The organism is Pseudoalteromonas rubra, assembly GCF_000238295.3.
Lineage (GTDB): Bacteria > Pseudomonadota > Gammaproteobacteria > Enterobacterales > Alteromonadaceae > Pseudoalteromonas > Pseudoalteromonas rubra.
Genome location: NZ_AHCD03000035.1, coordinates 757,416 through 774,949, shown reverse-complemented (window position 1 = coordinate 774,949; position 17,534 = coordinate 757,416). Strand labels below are relative to the sequence as shown.

15 protein-coding genes are annotated in these 17,534 nt (G+C 43.4%); 12 read left to right on the top strand and 3 right to left on the bottom strand.

What is annotated here, in order from left to right; all coding sequences use genetic code 11:
* Positions 1 to 209 precede the first annotated feature (209 nt).
* The 4 genes from PRUB_RS14510 (at position 210) to PRUB_RS14495 (ending at position 3,551) form a co-directional block, all read left to right on the top strand.
* Positions 210 to 650, top strand: coding sequence for a hypothetical protein (locus tag PRUB_RS14510; protein WP_010381732.1), 441 nt, complete (start codon positions 210 to 212; stop codon positions 648 to 650).
* A gap of 539 nt (positions 651 to 1,189) precedes the next feature.
* Positions 1,190 to 1,480: a hypothetical protein gene (locus PRUB_RS14505; RefSeq protein ID WP_010381730.1), complete on the top strand. Its 291-nt coding sequence runs from the start codon at positions 1,190 to 1,192 to the stop codon at positions 1,478 to 1,480.
* An 814-nt stretch (positions 1,481 to 2,294) separates the two neighbouring features.
* Positions 2,295 to 2,621 carry a hypothetical protein gene (locus PRUB_RS14500; RefSeq protein WP_155946195.1) on the top strand — a complete coding sequence of 109 codons (327 nt, stop codon included), beginning with the start codon at positions 2,295 to 2,297 and terminating at the stop codon, positions 2,619 to 2,621.
* Between the two features lie 585 nt (positions 2,622 to 3,206).
* The gene (locus PRUB_RS14495; protein WP_010381725.1) at positions 3,207 to 3,551 is read left to right on the top strand and encodes a hypothetical protein; all 345 of its coding nucleotides are present in this window, start codon (positions 3,207 to 3,209) and stop codon (positions 3,549 to 3,551) included.
* A gap of 72 nt (positions 3,552 to 3,623) precedes the next feature.
* On the opposite strand, the gene PRUB_RS14490 is transcribed toward PRUB_RS14495, so the two are convergent.
* The gene (locus PRUB_RS14490; RefSeq protein WP_155946196.1) at positions 3,624 to 5,093 is read right to left on the bottom strand and encodes a glycosyl hydrolase family 28-related protein; all 1,470 of its coding nucleotides are present in this window, start codon (positions 5,091 to 5,093) and stop codon (positions 3,624 to 3,626) included.
* A 353-nt stretch (positions 5,094 to 5,446) separates the two neighbouring features.
* Between PRUB_RS14490 and PRUB_RS14485 the strand changes: the two genes are divergently transcribed.
* The 5 genes from PRUB_RS14485 (at position 5,447) to PRUB_RS14465 (ending at position 9,021) form a co-directional block, all read left to right on the top strand.
* The gene (locus tag PRUB_RS14485; protein ID WP_010381721.1) at positions 5,447 to 5,785 is read left to right on the top strand and encodes a hypothetical protein; all 339 of its coding nucleotides are present in this window, start codon (positions 5,447 to 5,449) and stop codon (positions 5,783 to 5,785) included.
* A gap of 281 nt (positions 5,786 to 6,066) precedes the next feature.
* A complete protein-coding gene (locus PRUB_RS14480; protein WP_010381719.1) occupies positions 6,067 to 6,600 on the top strand; it encodes a hypothetical protein in 534 nt (177 codons plus the stop codon).
* 305 nt (positions 6,601 to 6,905) lie between these two features.
* Positions 6,906 to 7,427: a hypothetical protein gene (locus PRUB_RS14475; RefSeq protein WP_010381717.1), complete on the top strand. Its 522-nt coding sequence runs from the start codon at positions 6,906 to 6,908 to the stop codon at positions 7,425 to 7,427.
* A complete protein-coding gene (locus PRUB_RS14470; RefSeq protein WP_010381716.1) occupies positions 7,418 to 8,656 on the top strand; it encodes a hypothetical protein in 1,239 nt (412 codons plus the stop codon). Before PRUB_RS14475 ends, PRUB_RS14470 begins: the two co-directional genes overlap by 10 nt.
* Positions 8,653 to 9,021 carry a hypothetical protein gene (locus PRUB_RS14465; protein WP_010381714.1) on the top strand — a complete coding sequence of 123 codons (369 nt, stop codon included), beginning with the start codon at positions 8,653 to 8,655 and terminating at the stop codon, positions 9,019 to 9,021. Before PRUB_RS14470 ends, PRUB_RS14465 begins: the two co-directional genes overlap by 4 nt.
* 1,041 nt (positions 9,022 to 10,062) lie before the next feature.
* On the opposite strand, the gene PRUB_RS14460 is transcribed toward PRUB_RS14465, so the two are convergent.
* Positions 10,063 to 12,426, bottom strand: coding sequence for a TonB-dependent receptor plug domain-containing protein (locus tag PRUB_RS14460; RefSeq protein ID WP_010381713.1), 2,364 nt, complete (start codon positions 12,424 to 12,426; stop codon positions 10,063 to 10,065).
* A 304-nt stretch (positions 12,427 to 12,730) separates the two neighbouring features.
* Positions 12,731 to 13,255: an acyloxyacyl hydrolase gene (locus PRUB_RS14455; RefSeq protein WP_010381709.1), complete on the bottom strand. Its 525-nt coding sequence runs from the start codon at positions 13,253 to 13,255 to the stop codon at positions 12,731 to 12,733.
* Between the two features lie 247 nt (positions 13,256 to 13,502).
* On the opposite strand from PRUB_RS14455, the gene PRUB_RS14450 reads away from it, so the two are divergent.
* The 3 genes from PRUB_RS14450 to htpG all read left to right on the top strand — a co-directional run bounded on the left by PRUB_RS14450 (position 13,503) and on the right by htpG (position 17,072).
* Positions 13,503 to 14,102 (top strand): MlaC/ttg2D family ABC transporter substrate-binding protein, encoded by a 600-nt coding sequence (locus tag PRUB_RS14450; protein WP_010381707.1) that lies wholly within the window; start codon positions 13,503 to 13,505, stop codon positions 14,100 to 14,102.
* A 284-nt stretch (positions 14,103 to 14,386) separates the two neighbouring features.
* Positions 14,387 to 14,986, top strand: coding sequence for a recombination mediator RecR (gene recR / locus PRUB_RS14445; RefSeq protein WP_010381705.1), 600 nt, complete (start codon positions 14,387 to 14,389; stop codon positions 14,984 to 14,986).
* A gap of 169 nt (positions 14,987 to 15,155) precedes the next feature.
* The gene (gene htpG / locus PRUB_RS14440; protein ID WP_010381703.1) at positions 15,156 to 17,072 is read left to right on the top strand and encodes a molecular chaperone HtpG; all 1,917 of its coding nucleotides are present in this window, start codon (positions 15,156 to 15,158) and stop codon (positions 17,070 to 17,072) included.
* The last annotated feature ends 462 nt before the right edge of the window (positions 17,073 to 17,534 follow it).

The window sequence follows — 17,534 nt, the reverse complement described above, 5'->3', positions numbered from 1 at the left end:
GATGGTCGGGCTTTTTAGTTGTTATCCCCCATGTTGTTACACTCCACTTTGCCCAGCTTTTAAAAAACGTCTGCCTTTATTAACCACAACCTTTTGTTTACTTTAGGTTTATTCCGTGGGACTATGAATTTATTTGTAAAGCCCTTTTTGTCGGATTACATTCCGACATTGTAGCGTCGGGTAAGTTGTTATGTTTCAAGGAAGCTTTGATGAAGATTGATTTGCAGAGTAAAACTCGAGTCGAGAATGGAGTTATTGAGTCATATTGGTTTGAAAATAAGAGTATAGGGTTATCAAAAACTCTTTTTCATAGAGTAACACTCCCTCTTACGGCGTTTGATTCTGGCCTTGATTGTGATGCGCAACCAACTAAAACTGAAATCGTTCTAGATTGGTATGAATTGGATTTAACTGACCCTTCTAATTTAGATGGAGTGAATTTGAGCCATTCCACTTATACAGAGGCTGAAGGATCTGTATATATCGGCTGCGCTCATAACTGGTGTGATGTTAAAGAGTTAAATATTTATAAAAACCAGGATGGTAGTTTCAAGGTGTCTGGAGCCATTTCCATTGAGTTTGACAACGAGGGAGTTGCTGAAAATGAAAATTTTATATTCCAGACTTGTTGTAAGTACATAGAAACTTAATACATACATCAACATGTGGGTTAGTAAAGCGTGGTTGGCTCAATATTTAGCCTGTCATTCATGTATTCCACATGGTTGCGTTGTAAGTAAAGAATATGCCGAGCCATACTTATCTTAAACATAACTTTCTGATAATTTTAAACTTTACTCTTTCAGTAGTGACGATAAAGTCAATTTATGGGTGTTTATCAGATGGTCAGACAGGGGGGGGACCTTGTGCAATAACCTTTGCTTTTAATGTGCAGCCTCTTTTCGTAATTAGCATGCTGGTTAGTTTTATATGTTTTTTCCTTTAAAAAATCAAAGGAGCAGGCTGGCTACTTTGCTTTAGTAATTTTATTATTATGGCTTGCTACGTATCTATTTATGTATGCAAAGATAAACAATCTCTTATGACAGGCCAATTATCAGAGCTGCATGCTAGATTACAATGTATAAGTTTATCTGTTCGAGCAATCGATACTGTTATTGATTCGGAACACAAATACCTGAGGTTTCTTAGGTATGGGCGTCATATGCTAAGGGGGAAATAGGCTACTATGAAAATTCAAATCACAAATATCTCTGGTCATCAGACAAGCAAAGTGTTCGCAATGACGTTAGCAATCCTAATGTTGCCGTTTAGTTTTATATCCATATTTTTTTTCTTAATGACTCCAGAAATGAGGACTAACAATGGAGAACAAATTCCCAGTTTTCCATTTTTATTTTTCGCTTTTGCACCCATATTTTATGGGGTTATGTTTTACTTTATGCAGCGCCTGTTTTGTTGGGTTTATAACTTGGTCGCCAAAAAGGTAGGCGGCTTTGAGTTTGAAACCTCCGAGTAATTGGTACATAACAGGTGCCTAAAACAGTAAAGCTGTATAGGCACTCAGCGTAAGCAGTTTAGTCATTGGGCCTTATACGGGAATGGTTGTGGCGTCAAAGAACAATAAAAATAACCTGGTCTCATTTGGTTATCAAAAGCGCGGCACCTCACGGGCGAAAAAAGAAGGCTTGCGTTTCGTTGTTGCTAATTTAGCTTGATATTTTGAATTGGCTAAGCGAGCGTTATGTGTCTTGTCTGAAAATGAAGATTTAAATGAACTCCTTACTCCTTCTAAGTTTGATTATTCTGGGTGCTTTTATAGGCCTCAGTAATTGGTATGCGTACTTCTCCGCTATTTTTAGAAATGGTAGCACTTCATTTGTGCCCTATCTTGGTGCAATTCTATTGTTTCTGGGATTGTGGTTTGGGCCATACAAGGCATTTTGGCCGTTAGCGTTCGTGCTAGACTTCACGGTACTACCCATGTTGTTGGTGGCAGTTTTCAGTGCATTAAAGCAAAGCCGTAAAAACACCGGGTGATTGTAACTACGAGCGAGCGTCTGCTAATAACTGGACGTCGCACATGTCTCAATTATGATGATTGAAGGGGGCCGAGTAGTAATTCGGGATGTAAATGCTCGCGGTGTCATTTCTGCGTTCGAACGCACCTAATGGTTTACGTACACGCAAACCTGCAAAACACCTTTTGTCAAATCAACATTGATCAATGTAGTATTGTTCATAACTGTATGGCTCCAATCATAAAAGCTAGCTGGCAATAAGCATAGCAGGAAGGAGGGAGTCTAATTATCTGTAATAACTTTGGAGTTAGCATGAAATATAGTGTTTTTATACTTTTATCTTTATTTTTTTCGGGCAATGCTTTAGCTGCTTGTGGTGGTGTGAGTTGTACTGGGGTTAAAATTACAAGAATCGTTGTCGAATCTGATGGCGGTACGGTAATAAGCACTTCTGGAGATGAGTCAAAATTATCATGTGATGCTGGTAGTAACGGATACATTAAACTAGATCCGAGTTCTAAAAACTACGACTCAGTGTATTCACTTATACTGACCGCTCACACAACAGAACATCCGATTTGGGTAAGAACTACAGATAGTGGTGTGTGTAAGCTGATTTATGCTGTATCTGACAGATAGTTATGACAAGAGACTATGGCGTCAATAACCAAATTTCAGCAATTGGCGCTTCCCACATTGTTCCACCTCTAAGCACTGAGTTCAATGCAACGACCATCTCTCTAACACAGGTAACCCGGCAACTTTTTTGGCTTTCCTGAGGTGAACAGCTTTTCATATTGTGCTTTGAATATGGAGTAGGATTGGATAGCAAACATCATAGATATATAAAACAGCCTTCACCTGGTGACGGCCCTAGTATTTTTTCGCATCCTATTGAAGCGGGCGCTTTCGGAGAATAAGCGGCACTTACCTAAAAATGGCGTACTTTTGCAACGATGTCTACACTCAGAGCAGGCTCAAAGGATTGAAGACAATGGACTATGCCAACTGCAAGGAAGAAGCTGGTCAGCTTAACTTATACTCAACACTATCACTGGATATTACGGTGTGTCCGTTGGGTATTTCCATGTGGTATAGACCACACAACACATAAGCCTTGTGAACATCGATGAGACCAGGTTTAGGGTAAGGTGCTGACTATTAAGGGTTTTTTATCGATATGTGTCACCAGAATGGAAGTGGGTAATTTATCTAGGGGGTTAAATGAAAAAAATCATATTAGTATTAATGCTCTTACCTGGTTGGGTCAGTGGTGGTGAGTGGGTAGAGCTGGCCCCTAATGATTTATTGCAGTATGAATTAATTCAAAAGAATGCTTTTTCTTTTGCCGATGAAGGGCTCTATGTCAGACATAAATCTAGGTTCACATTTGCTAACCAGCTTCAATGTAGTAAAAAAGAGTTCATTGTATTTACAGATGAAAAGATGGCAGATAGAGCTTTATCTAGTTTACTTTTTGCTATGAGCACTTCCAGAACCTTAAAGTTCTATGTCAACGGGTGTACAAACGACTACCCTTTAGCTGTGAGCATAATGGTTAAGAACTGATGCATGACCCGCTTATAAACTGACAGGAACTAAAGCCACCCAAAGTGATTTTGGGTGGCGTCTTTCAGGGGACTAAACTCGCCTGATTACAAATGTTTGAGCGACCTCAGTTGAGGCAAAGTCATTCGCTGTTGAGTTTGCAATTCGGTATTTGACTTGTCCGGGGCTGGAAACCCAAGCTTTTAGGTCAAGTCCCTGACGATCAATATTCCATAGCACAACACACTCATCGCTGAAGTCGGCCTGTCGGATACTGATTTGTCCTTCATATCTCTCACCTGCCAAAAGTGCTGGTAGCTGGATGCGCTCCGTAACCTTTACTTTAATGCCATTAACCGTCACTGTGTCGCTGTAGTTAATCACTTTTCCCAAAGCTGTGCCCATAATTGAGTTGGCTTCAATGTTACCATTGCTGCAATTTGCATGGACGTAAACACCGCTGGAGGCTGCTGCGTGCGCATAACATTGGTTAGCAACCACATTAAAGCGATCAACTCCTCGTAAGTCGATGAGGTTTGCGGATGTTCTGGCCGCATAAATCGTATTTCCAGTGATGTTGACGTCGTTTAGTTTGAAGTCGTTTACCTGCGAATTGATTGATATCGCGGAGCCTTCGGTAGCGGCGAGATTAAGCTGATTGTTGGCGATAACGATTCGACCAAACTCCCGAGCAGCTGTATCTTCAGGATAAACAAAAAAGCGTATGCCTGTATTTGTTTGGTTCTCTATACTGTTACTATTAATTAAAACGACAGAAGAGCTTTGATTGGGACTGATATCAACACCAATTAACCCACCGTTTACTTTGTTACCAATAAAGCGAAGCCCGCCAGCTCTGTATCTTACACAAATCGCATTCGAATATTTTGGTGAAGTAAAAAAGTAATTGTTTATAAAGCCATTATCACCGTTGTCGGCAAATGTTTCATTATTCATATCAGAGTGAATACCGAAATCTCTAAAGTTGACGAAATAGCAATTTTCAATATTCATATAAGAAACAAGCGACGTTTTGATACTGGTTGAAAAATTTCGTATAGTTACATTTGATATATAAGAAGTATAATTTTCAACTGGGTTACCATCCGATAATTTTGATGGGATGAGGTTAATACCGAAACCATTTTTTTGTTCATTTTCATAGCGAAGTAAAAAATCTCTAAACAGCGCGCCTCTTTCGTTAATAAGTACGCTGTCAGGATCCTCAAGAGTGTGCGTAATTGCGTGTTGCTCTCCAGAATCAGTACAGGTGAGGATCGTATTCTTGCCTTCACCTATGATCCCACCTGTTCGCATTTCAAAAGATGTAAATCTATATTCACCCGCGGGATAATAGACAATTCTACCGGTTGCATGCGCCGCTCTCATTGCATCTGTATCATCCGTGAATCCATTTCCTTTTGCACCAAAGTCAATGACATTTACAATCTGAGAGGTATCTTGGGTACCAGTTTGTAACTCAGCAGCATGGGCTTTTAAGCCTAGCATTCCCCCTGTACCAGCTATCGCTGCTACGCTGGTTATAAAATCTCTGCGTTGCAAAATTTATATCCCTTAATTAATTTTAAAGTGAGTGAAAAGTGTCCGATAATGACTTTGCGACAACACTGAAAATTGACGCATAGTGGCCACATGAAAGTATCTTTAAAGGGTACATATGTTATCCTGCTTTGTTGCTGAAATCTAGGTAACTATATGTTATTGATATATTTATGGCTCTCTTTAGCCTGATGTTGATAAAGCACCCGGCTTTCAAACTATGCCTTTGGAAAACCTGTGAGTGGTGGTCATTTGCCTTTCTAGGGTTACACTATTTTAATTATATTCTGAAGGGCTTTGGACATTGAGCTTGAACGGTATTCAAGCCAACACGCTATTATGTATTAGGAGTACACATGAAAAAATTGCCATTGTTTTTATTTTTTACTTTATTGCCTTTTCATTCGCTGGCTGGAGCAAGCTTTACGGGCACCATTAAGCAAGTGGTTTGTCACACAAAATCCATTTCTCCATTGTGCCAGGTACAAGTAAACGGAAGTGTTAGTAATCAAACATGTGGTACACAATCATGGAAGTTTAGCTTTGACGCGACATCCTCTGAAGGTCAAAACATATTATCAATCTTGTTAGCGGCTCAAATAGGTAAACAACAAATAACACTAGGCGGCACCGGCAGTTGTACTCTTGCAACTGCCTCAGAAGATTTGAGACATGCTTACATTACTACAAACTAAAGACAACAAGTCAGGTCAGCGGGAAGTACTCATTGCACTTGCTTTTTCCGCTGGCCGGGGCGTTAACGCAAAGGATGTTTATGCATCAGTACTTGGTATCAAATATAGCAGATAGACCACATCAGAAAATATATGGAGCCTCAGGAGAAGGGCTTCTTTGACTTTGAGAACTCACTATCCGAGGCTTGATTTAAGTTCAGCTAACATGTTGCAAAGCTTTAATTGTGTCGCTTTCGAGTAATTGCGCGCAGCAAGTGTCTGGACTGAATAAAGGAGAGAAAATGAAAAAGCTTTTTGTTGTTTTTATAGTAATATTTCTTTTTGGTTGCTCGAGCATACCTATCTCGACCCTGCTTAAATATCGCAACTTTGATGAGCAGAGCTTTGCGGCTCTGAAGCCTACGCAAATACGCTCGAAAATTTGGTTGTCAGATCCTTTTACGTTGAACATGGAAAAAATAAACCTAAGTCTCAGTTTAGCGAATGAAAAAGGGCTTAGTAATTTTACATTTCCACTCGTTCTCGAAAAACGGAGTAGGATAGCTGCGCAAGAAGGTTTCTTTTCAACTGAGCCTGCAAAAACAGAATACACATTTAGACTTTCAGAAGTCGCAGTCAACAATTTTCAGAAAACGCAAAATTTATTATCTCATGAAGTACATCAAGAAATATCTTTCTCAATTGGTGCTGGCTTTAACGAAGAACCAGAAGAAGGGCAAACTGTGTATATCTCAATTTCGCTTCAACTCGAAGATAAAGAGGGATATTTTACACTTATCAATGATGCTGAGGTCGATCTTGGACAAGGCGGCTGACAATCGCTCATAAATATGGTTACACGGCCACCTAGCCTAAATTCGCACAAGGCTGCTAAGCCGTCTACTTTTATCTAATACTCAAAAGGTTATGGATGAAGGTTTGGTTGCATACACACCCAACCTAAATCGGAATTTTGGTAAACGCCAAGTTCAACTAGGTCTGTGAATTTACCGGTGGATGCTTCAGAAAGTTAATGCCAACACTGGGTTATTTGAGTGGGCTATCTGAGTCCGAAATGTTCACATGACTAAATTTGATGAACACAATCATCGGTAACAGTTCGGCATAGGGAGGCTTTCTGATGACAGAAAAGCAATGGTGTGGGTATCTATTATGTATTTTGAGCGTTTGTTCGAGCGCATTGGCGAATGACGAGGTAGTGCATCGTCAAGGTTCTGTGCCTTTGGTGGGCATTACGCTGGTCGATAGCATAGACTCTGATATTGAGGAGCCCAATGAAGCGAGTGGCGGAGCGATGGAAATGCAGCGCTTTTTTGCTACCTTAGTGGTTGGTAAACTGAATAACTGCCTGAAAAGCGTCCAGTCTAGCTTTGAACAGTGGATGAAAGCGCAAAAACTATTGGCAAGCAAAGAAGTGGTCGCTGCTGATAAGTTCAACCTGTTAATCATTAGTCGGGATAAAAAAGGTCTATTTGACACTGGGTATGTAGTGGATAAAGACATGTCCTACGTCAGGGTCTATATCGATTACTTTGATATATCTGGTAACAAACTTGCTATTGAAGCTATCGAGAGCGTGATCAAAGACTATGACCTCTCTGATCTCTGGAGTGACCTCAAGGAGAGTATGGAGTGTATTTAATTCGTTACTGTGTTTTGTTTATTTTCTTGCTCTTGCCAGCCGTGGCTTGGTCAGGTGAATGGCGCTTAGCGCTCTGCTATGGTGAGGGGGCGACTCAAGAAAATAAAAGTTATCGACCAGTGATTGCGCAAGTCGCTGATGACGTTTTCTCCATCGTTGATAACGATGCCACGACAAAAGTTAAAGTTCGTCAATGCGCTGTGGAGCCTGATTTAGCTTGCTACGGTGAGCCAGAAGCAATCTTTTGTCGGGAAGAGCCATTTGCCATTTTGATGCGAATGGCAGCCTGGTTAGCCGCCGACAGTGCATTCATTTATACAAACGGAAAAGGTAAAGAAAGCGCCCTGAATATTAGGCCCAAGTTAAGCTGGGTGGATGCTTTGTTACTTGCCGATGCTGAGGGGTTCTCAGGTTCTGATGCATTCACTCAGCGCAGCGAAGAAATTATTTCGAAAGGTCAGCTTTCGGCTGACGACATAAATGGTTTGTACAGCTTAGTGATTGATATTTATCGCCATACCAATAACCAAATTGATATTGATTCGTCTAATGTCGTTTTAAAAGCAGCATTTGCGCTGTACCAACAAATCACCCAGTATGCTCACGCCTTTCTTCTGGGCCATGAAGCTTACCACTTCAATAATAACCTGTGCCATATCGACCAAACGCCGATGATAAAAAAGAAAGGCATCTGGGACGAAATGGTAGGCTTGCAGCAAAAGGGTGGGTTATTTAGCAATAAAATTAGTTTGGCCAAGCATGAGGTGCGCGCCGATTTATGCGGTTTTGCCTGGTTAGAAAAAGCATCTAACCGTCAACAACTGACGGGCAATCCTGTAATGAATGCAATGAGCCGCAGGGTAGCAATTGATTTACTCGCTGCTCCAATTTTGTCAGGCATGCGGACCGAGTTTAGAGCTAATGCGTTCGGTCGCGTGGTACCAGAAGTCAAATTTGTAGATGGATACTTATATCCACAAACACGCTTAGTGCTTGCGGCTGCAACATTAGGTTTGTCTGAACCCAAGTATCCCGAGGTGGTAAAAATATGTGGAGATACTGGCAAAGCAGTGGTGACCATTATTCAGGATGCTTATCGCGCCTATCCTAAATCGTCGGGAATTGTACCAGACAGCTTGTTAAGTACTCTGGCACCTGACATTGAACAAGCGTGGAGCGATGGGCTGTGGTCAGAAGAGAGCTATCGCTGCGAGGTCAACAAAGGATGAGTATTTTAGGGTTTTCAGGACAAGATGTTATCTCTATATTGCAGCTTGGCTTTAGCGGAGTTGCGTTCCTTTTCTTAGCGATGAGCTTCATCTTGATACGAAAGGAACAAGATAAAAAAGCAAGTGCCGATGAAAAAATGCTCGATAGCATAAAGTTTTTTTCTAAGGTTAGCCTGTGCTTTGCTGTGCTTGTGGTTGGTACATTTGTCTTCGATAAGTTACTCCTGAAACTTGCTCAACTGACTCCAAATTGCATTGCGGCATTAGAGCGGGCAGAGGTTTTGTCGCAGCAGTTGGATACGCATACGCTCGAATCATTACAATCGCTCATTCGCAATACAGTATCTAATTGTGAGCCCAGGTAATCGAAGGTGGCTAAAGTTTAGTTGTCTGTTGAGTGTTAAAAACAGTCATGGCGGTAACATAGATCTGATTTTGAATGAAATCGCGGGAGGGTCTGTATACGCTTATGCAGCACTTTTCAACAGCAGGCAAACCATTCTGACCGAGTACGAGCGGTGTCTGGGTTAGCACTTATTTATTTGCTTTTTGATTTACCAAGTTCAGGATTGAGAGGCATTTGTATGCCTGAATTTCAGAGTCTTGTGGTTAAATTTACGACTTTTCTGCCGCGAGTTAATAGGAAGTGCAGGGGTCAATCGTCTTGCATTTCTAAATTGACCCCGATTAGGTTGGCTTTTGAATTTAAAGGTGGATGTCGCTGAATTCTCCGTTAGCGCTATGGTGGCACGCCGGCAAATCAGTCGGAAGAAAGGTACTGGCAAAACTAAAAATTTAAGCCAATTCAACTTGACCGTTACACTCGTAAAAAGCACTATATTTACAAAAGGAGACAGACACTTGGTGTGTTTGTGTATTTGTAATATGTGGTACGCCGGTTGGTGCGACTTTGAGTTAGGGTGACGTTATGAAAAGCATGATTTTATGGTTGTTGGTTGCATTTGCTTCAGCGAATGTGATGGCGAAGAATATCTGGTGTAATGGTAAGGTCACCAATATATATTGATGCAAGTAATAACGTCATCATTAATGGCACCTGGAGAAATCATTATACAAGAATATGTAATACCGAAGACTCATCAGAAGTCAGTATTGTAACTTGTTCATTATGGGTTTCACTGGCAACTACTTCTTTAACAGACGATTTGCAGGTCACCTTAATGTATGACGATCAGGGTGGGACAATGACCTGCGCCAATATTCCTACTTACACGGGCGCACCCAGGCCTCAGTACTTAATGCTCCTTAAATAGTGTATACGCATAGCACACTCTTCGCTGTATATACTTAATAAAGACCTAATTGTAGTATCGTTCAAAGAGGCGCTGGGACCGCGTGTTGTGGTAAAACCGTTGGTTAGACAGATTTTTGATGTCAGGCGCTACCTAAAATTGCATATTCACAGAGAGCATAAAGCTGCGCTTGGGTTGGGGGATCAGGGAGTTGGCCCAGCCTTGTGAGCGTTGTTCAAAATCATCGCCACTCGCGGCGGCTTCTGCGCCGGAGTGATAATAGATTTCATCAAAGAGGTTTTTTACTTTAAACGCGACTTCGATTGATCCGTACCGGTAAATGATATTGGCATCGACCGTTAAGTACGCCTCATTTTCTCTGCCTTTTGCGCGCAGTGTGTTTCTCAAATAGAGTTGTTTGCTCGAAACCCAGTTGGCTCTGACGTTAACATTGAGTGCTTCATTGACGGGTACATTGAGCCCGGCACTGACTTTGTGTGGCGCGATATCACCGAGCTCCGCATCCATATCCTGGCAGGGGTTGTAAGATATCGTATGGTTCTGGGCGATGTCCTGGCAATTTTCTATCCCTTGACCTACCCACAGATCCAGCGTGTGGTCGTAACTGACACTGCTTTTGGTTTTTGTATGGGTGTAATACAGGTAACCGGAGATATTGGCTGCGCCTGGGATAAAGTTACTGAACTCAAATTTACCGCGATATTCCATACCATAGGTGCTACGCTTTCCTGCGTTTTCCGCTTCTTCTTTCACAACATCGTCGTACCTGGCGGTAAACAAAGACAGATCATGAAGCCAGTTGTCCTGTTGATACATATAAATGAGTTCAAAATTTTCGGCTTTTTCTGGTTTCAGGTTTGGATTGGCAGAGCGGCCGCTCCAGCCACCCCACAGCTGGATCGGGGCAGGTTCCTGAAAAGCTGTGCCGTAGAGCATCTTAATGGTTGATTTAGCAGAGAGAAAGTAAATGGCAGACGCTCTGGGGTTAGTGGTACTGCCGTAAAGGCTATTCTTGTCGTATCTGATACCGGCATTGACCCGCCAGTCAGTGATATTCCAGATAGCCTGAATATATGCGCCTCGGTCAGTCAGGCTGGCGAGGTTTTCGTCTGGCATTCGACTGAGTGTATCTGGCTGAATGTTGATGGTGCTGTCTGTATTGACCGCAACACCGTCACCAGCGGTCTCTGGCGTGTCTGATGAGCAAAAGGTTTCGGGGAAATAGCCGCAGGCATCGTATGCTTTGGTGAGCTCTTTGTCTTCAAATTTGATGCCGCCACTGAGCTTTAATTGCTCAGAGTAATCAAACTCATAGTCTTGTTTAAACAGCCAGCTCTTATTGCTTGTTCGCCAGTGCGAAATGGTCAGTGTTGATATCACATCGGGGCCGCTCAAAGCAGTGGAGCCGGGGAAAGATTCGACCCAGTAGCCACCATTGCCACTTTTTCTGCTTAGCAGCAGAGTATTCACCTGTAAGCTTTCTTTAATTGTGCCTGCGTGTCGAAGGTAATATTGTTCAGAGTTACGATACCACTGGGCCGCAGGCTGCGCTCTGTCATGCGGATATTGCGGACCCCAGCCATGACGCATATCCCATTCTATGACCCCTAAGGTCAAGTTTTTGAACGCGACATCGGCAAGAATGCCCCATTCCCTTTGTGGGTCGTGATAGGCACCAAACTCGTTGTATTTAGAGCTGTGGGGACAGCCATCCGCCTCACAATTGGCGGACAGGGCAGTGTCATAGATGACTGGCCCCCAGATATCGCGGTTGCTCAATAGTTCGTTACTGACAAAACCCCAGGGCGCCAGTTCATCGATGTCGGCTTCGTCACTCGAGTAGTATTTAGCAGACAGATTATAGGTCAGGTTGTTATGGTTACCGCCTGCGGCAATATCAACGCTCTGTGTGTCATAGCTGCCAGATTGAATATTCACTTTAAAAAAATCATTACCCTGATGCGTGTCTCGGGCATCAGATGTGACCAGATTTATGATCCCCAAAAATGCATTGGGGCCATATACCGCACCTACCGGGCCATACAGCACTTCTATCCGCGCAATATTCGACAATGGGTAATTTTTTGACAAGGTGGCTTCGTGATACCACAAGTGATTATCGACTATGCCATTGACCAGCATTAGCGTGCGCTGGGTGAGCGGCGTACGATAGCCGCGCTGATAGGTGATAACGCCACCATTACCATTGGTGACTGTGCTATCAAACCCGGGAAGATCCAGGATCACTTCATCAATGCTGGTATAACCGCGCTGCCTGATATCCGCAGCGGTAATGATCACCATAGCGGCAGGGGCATCACGCAGTGTTTCTTCAACGCCGGAGGCGGATGACACGGTGACATCGAGCAAGTCTTCTAAGCTTAGCTCCATCAATGTATCAAGTTCATCATCTTGTGCTGCGCTGTGTGAACTGATGAATAAAATGGAAGTTAACAAGAGCGCCGTTGGCGTTTGGCTGGGTCGTTTTCTGATCATAAGTTGTCCCTGGCCCTACTCATTGTAGTGCGCCAATGACGTGTTACTCTATCAAAACGCTGAAATGACATGGTCAGTGACTAACTTACTCTAATCTTTGGAGGTTAGAATAAACTGCCTGTTTGTCAAGGCGGGTTGGTGATGATAAGGGAACAGTGCAACGCTGCTGGGTCAGTGATAACTAACCCAGTTTTTTAAAGTTTATTAGTCCCGGCTGCAGCGCTGAAGGGGGGGATGGTACCACCTCGCAATTGCTACTTGGCTGCAATGCCCGGCGAGCGGCGTATGGCCGGGTGGTAAGTGCTTAAAAATACGCTGAATAGGATAGGGAAAGAAAATCCAGCCCGGGGTTGGGGCTTTTAAATCCGGCATTGGAGTAATGCATATAGCGGATCGCAACATTGGCATCGTCCATCTGATACACCAGCCCTAATCTGTCTTCAAACTGGTAATGGGTACTGACGTCTTTACCCGCAAACAGGGTATCATCCAGTAAGGCCAGGCCAATGCCTAACTCCACAGCCACCGGGTGACCGTTAAAGGTAGTGAATGGATACCTAATTACGGGGGAAACTGCCAGGACAAAATTGCCATCATGATGGTTCTCTTCTCCATAACGCCAGAAGTTGATACTGCTTTCGAAGTGCACATCAAAGTGACGCCAGGCCTGTGGTAAGTCCAGCTTAGGATGATATTGGTACGCTAATTTAATCCCGTCGACACTGCCTTCGCCATGAATGTAGTGGACGGCATAGCCATGTTGCTGCGCGTATACAGGTGCAGTAACAACAGTAAGCAGTGACAGCAGAAACACGATTGCTCTGATCATAATGAAATCTAACCCAGTAGAATTGAATATCCCTATTGTCTGGGTGTTAGTTGCCATTAAAAAGGCGCTAAATAGCAACTAATTGATGTTAAATTGGCACCAAAAAACTAGGTAACTGATTTTTAAAGGAAAATCAATTGATGCCAAAGTGGCACTAATATGGTGCTGATTTGTGTGTTTTTCATCTGCAAAGTTAGCGTTAAACTTGCCTCATTAACATATAACGGAGCGGATCATGAAAAGACTAATGCAACTTATGCTGGTGGCATTGCTGGCGTTTAGCAGCTTACAAAGCATTGCAGCAACGGATACACAAAGTAACCCTTACGGCTTGATCAAGTCGGTTGGTGACCAATTGTTTGTAGATATCAGCAAGCTCAATACTCTGGAAGAAGCGCAAAAGAAGGCTGAGTTGAAGAAGTTGGTGCGCGAACAGCTGATGCCACATATAGACATTAAATATGTGTCTTTTAAGTTGTTGGGTAAACATGTCCGTGAGATCAAGCGCGAGCAGGCGGTGACTTTCATCGATGCCGTTGAGCAATATCTGGCAAACACCTATGCAAATGCGCTAATGAGCTATAAAGGTCAGCAGGTTAACTTTATTGAATCTGTTGTCAGTGCCGACAGTAAATTTGCCTCTGTAAAGTCTGAGATAGTTGAGCCGAATGCCCCAACCATCGACATTGTATTCAAGTTTCGTAAAAATAAAGCCGGAGAGTGGCAGGTATATGATCTGGTTGCCGAAAGCATCTCATTGCTCAGCGCTAAGCAAAAAGAAATTACCTCACGGATCAGTGAAGTCGGTATCGATCAGGTAAGCAAAGAGCTGGTGGCTAAGAGTTAATTGACACGAATTAAAGAGACAATTTGCGTCCTTCAGGCGGGTATTCACTCTTACCCATGAGATCCAATCTTCTCCGATTGCCCGCCTTTTTCTTTTTATCTAATGTGCTGTGATACCTGGCTTGTGACTTATCTTTGGCTTGTCGCTACTGCATGAGGCATAGTAAGATGGTAACCATTGAACGAATACGAACAGTGTCATAGATAGCCGTCGACTTGGTGTTAGGCCATCGGACGTCTGCATGCTATCGTGCAACGCTGTCAGCAAATTAAGAACGCTCTATTATGCAATTATCTCCCTCACTTTCAGCCTTGGTTGAAGCGCTGCGCTGTTTACCCGGCATTGGACCTAAATCGGCACAAAGGATCGCCTTTCACCTGCTTGAAAGAGACCGCAGTGGTGGCACGCAGTTAGGCCAGAGCCTGTTACAGGCGATGGATAAAATTGGTCACTGTGAATCTTGCCGGACGTTTTCAGAAACCCCGGTATGCGATATCTGCAGCAACATTAAACGTCAGGATACCGGGTTGTTATGTGTGGTTGAATCTCCAAGCGATGTGCTGGCAATCGAACAAACAGGCCAGTACCAGGGACTGTATTTTGTCTTGATGGGTCATTTGTCTCCGCTGGATGGGATTGGTCCAAACGAAATTGGCATGGATGTGCTGGAGAAAACGCTCAGTAATGGCAACATCAATGAGGTGATCCTGGCAACCAATCCGACGGTTGAAGGGGAGGCCACAGCTCACTTTATCGGAGAGATGTGCCATCAACACAATGTGACTGCCTCGCGGATCGCACATGGTATGCCAGTAGGCGGTGAGCTGGAACTGGTCGATGGCATGACTCTGATGCATGCGTTTAGCGGCAGAAAAGCAATTTAATGAACGCCCGAATGGGCTTTCTGCTTGCTCTGAATATATGCAATCCGTAATTTTTTTCCCTGCTCACTCTTGAAAAAAATCTCCCCAGCACAATATACCTCAGCATAACGCAAGTTAACTGATTAACTATGTACTACTATTGTGTACCAAATAAGTTAGGGTGTACCAAATGACTACCGAAAATACCAAAGAAAATCATTCATTTAGTGCCAACACTAAGCAACTACTACAGCTGATGATCCACAGCTTGTACTCAAACAAAGAGATCTTTTTACGTGAGCTGGTATCCAATGCGTCGGATGCTGCTGATAAGCTGCGTTTCTTAGCGTTGCAAAACGGTAACCTGTATGAAGGTGATGCCGACCTGCGTGTACGTATCAGTGCCGACAAAGACGCGAAAACAGTGACCATTTCTGATAATGGTATTGGTATGACTCGCGATGAAGTGATCAGCTCTTTGGGCACCATTGCAAAGTCTGGTACTGCTGAATTCTTTAAGAATCTGACAGGTGATGAGGCAAAAGACTCGCAACTGATTGGCCAATTTGGTGTGGGTTTCTACTCAGCGTTCATCGTTGCTGACGAAGTGACTGTACGCACACGTAAAGCGGGTGAGGCGCAGGCTGTTGAATGGCAGTCAAAAGGTGAGGGTGAATACACCCTGGCAGATATCGAAAAAGCAGAGCGCGGAACAGAGATCATTCTTCACCTGCGTGAAGAAGAGCTGGAGTTCGCAGATGACTTCCGCTTGCGTTCAATCGTAACGAAGTACTCTGATCACATCTCTATCCCAGTGGAAATGTTTAAAGCCCCTGTACCAGAATCTGAAGGCCCGGACGGTGAAAAAATTGAAGCCCAGCCTGGTGAGTGGGAAGGGATCAACCGTGCTACGGCTTTGTGGACGCGTGATAAGTCAGAGATCAGCGAAGAAGAATACAAAGAGTTTTATAAGCATGTTGGTCATGACTGGGAAGAGCCACTGACTTGGGCACACAACAAAGTGGAAGGTAAAACGGAATACACCAGCTTGCTGTACATTCCTAAAAAAGCACCTTTCGACATGTGGAACCGTGATCGTCAGACAGGCCTGAAGTTGTACGTACAACGCGTATTCATTATGGATGACGCTGAACAGTTTATGCCAAGCTACTTGCGTTTTGTAAAAGGTCTGTTGGATTCCAACGATCTGCCACTGAACGTGTCACGTGAAATCCTGCAAGATAATAAAGTTACTCAGGCAATCCGCAAGGGTTGTACGTCACGTATCCTGAAGATGCTTGATCGTATGGGTAAGAACAAGGCAGAAGACTACCAGACTTTCTGGAATGAATTCGGCCAGGTTATCAAAGAAGGCCCGGCTGAAGACGCAGCTAATAAAGAAGCGATTGCTAAACTACTGCGTTTCAGTTCGACGCATACTGACGAGAGTGTACAAAATGTGTCACTGGAACAGTATATCGAGCGTATGACAGAAGGTCAGGATAAAATTTACTATGTGGTGGCAGATAGCTTTGAAGCTGCGAAGAGCTCACCGCACCTTGAAATCTTCCGTAAGAAGGGCATTGAGGTTCTGTTGCTCTCAGATCGCGTAGACGAATGGATGATGAGTCACCTGACAGAGTTTGCTGAGAAACAATTCCAGTCAATTACGCGCGGTGATTTAGACCTGGGTGATATGGAAGACGAAGAAAGTAAAAAAGCGCAGGAAGAGAGCGAAAAGCAGGTAGAAGGCCTGGTTGAGCGCATCAAAGAAGCGTTGGGTGATAAAGTAAAAGAAGTACGCTTTACGCACCGTCTGACAGATTCTCCGGCTTGTGTGGTTGTTGATGACCACGACATGAGCTCACAGATGCAAAAGCTGATGGAATCGATTGGTCAGTCTGCCCCTGAGTCTAAGCCAATCTTTGAGCTTAACCCAGAGCACCAGTTGGTTAAACACCTGAACGTTGAGCAGGACGAAGATAAGTTCGCACAATGGTCAGAGGTACTGCTGGATCAAGCATTGCTTGCAGAGCGTGGCAGCCTGAAAGACCCGGCAGGATTTGTTGCTCGTTTGAACAAGCTGATGCTTGACCTGAGTAAATAAATTAACGCAGTTTTTATTGTGTTTAAAAAAGCCCGGCGAGTAATTCGACCGGGCTTTTTGTTGTCTTTAAAGGAACAGTGCGGAAAGCTAGCTGGATAGTTAGGTGCCAGCTCAGCCCGTCAATTTAGGTGCTATAAAGCCACATTTAGCTGCAAAAGCTCTCAATGGGGTACATGATTTAACAAGCTTTGATGCATATCTGAGTTAAAAAGAAAGAGTAGTGACAAATTTTCATTCTCTTTACTTGGTTTAAGTACTTGTTTTGCTATGAACAAATACCGTACAGCTGCGAGTTTAAAGGCTTCTTCGCAAATTTGTCATGCAAATACACTAGACAAAGCAATGATGAAAAAGATAAAATGACAGCGTTGTCATTGAGATCTATTATCACCTTGAATCCGCTTCTGCCCGAACGCTTATGGAATAATCAGATAGCACAACTCGCCTAAATTAGATTAGTTT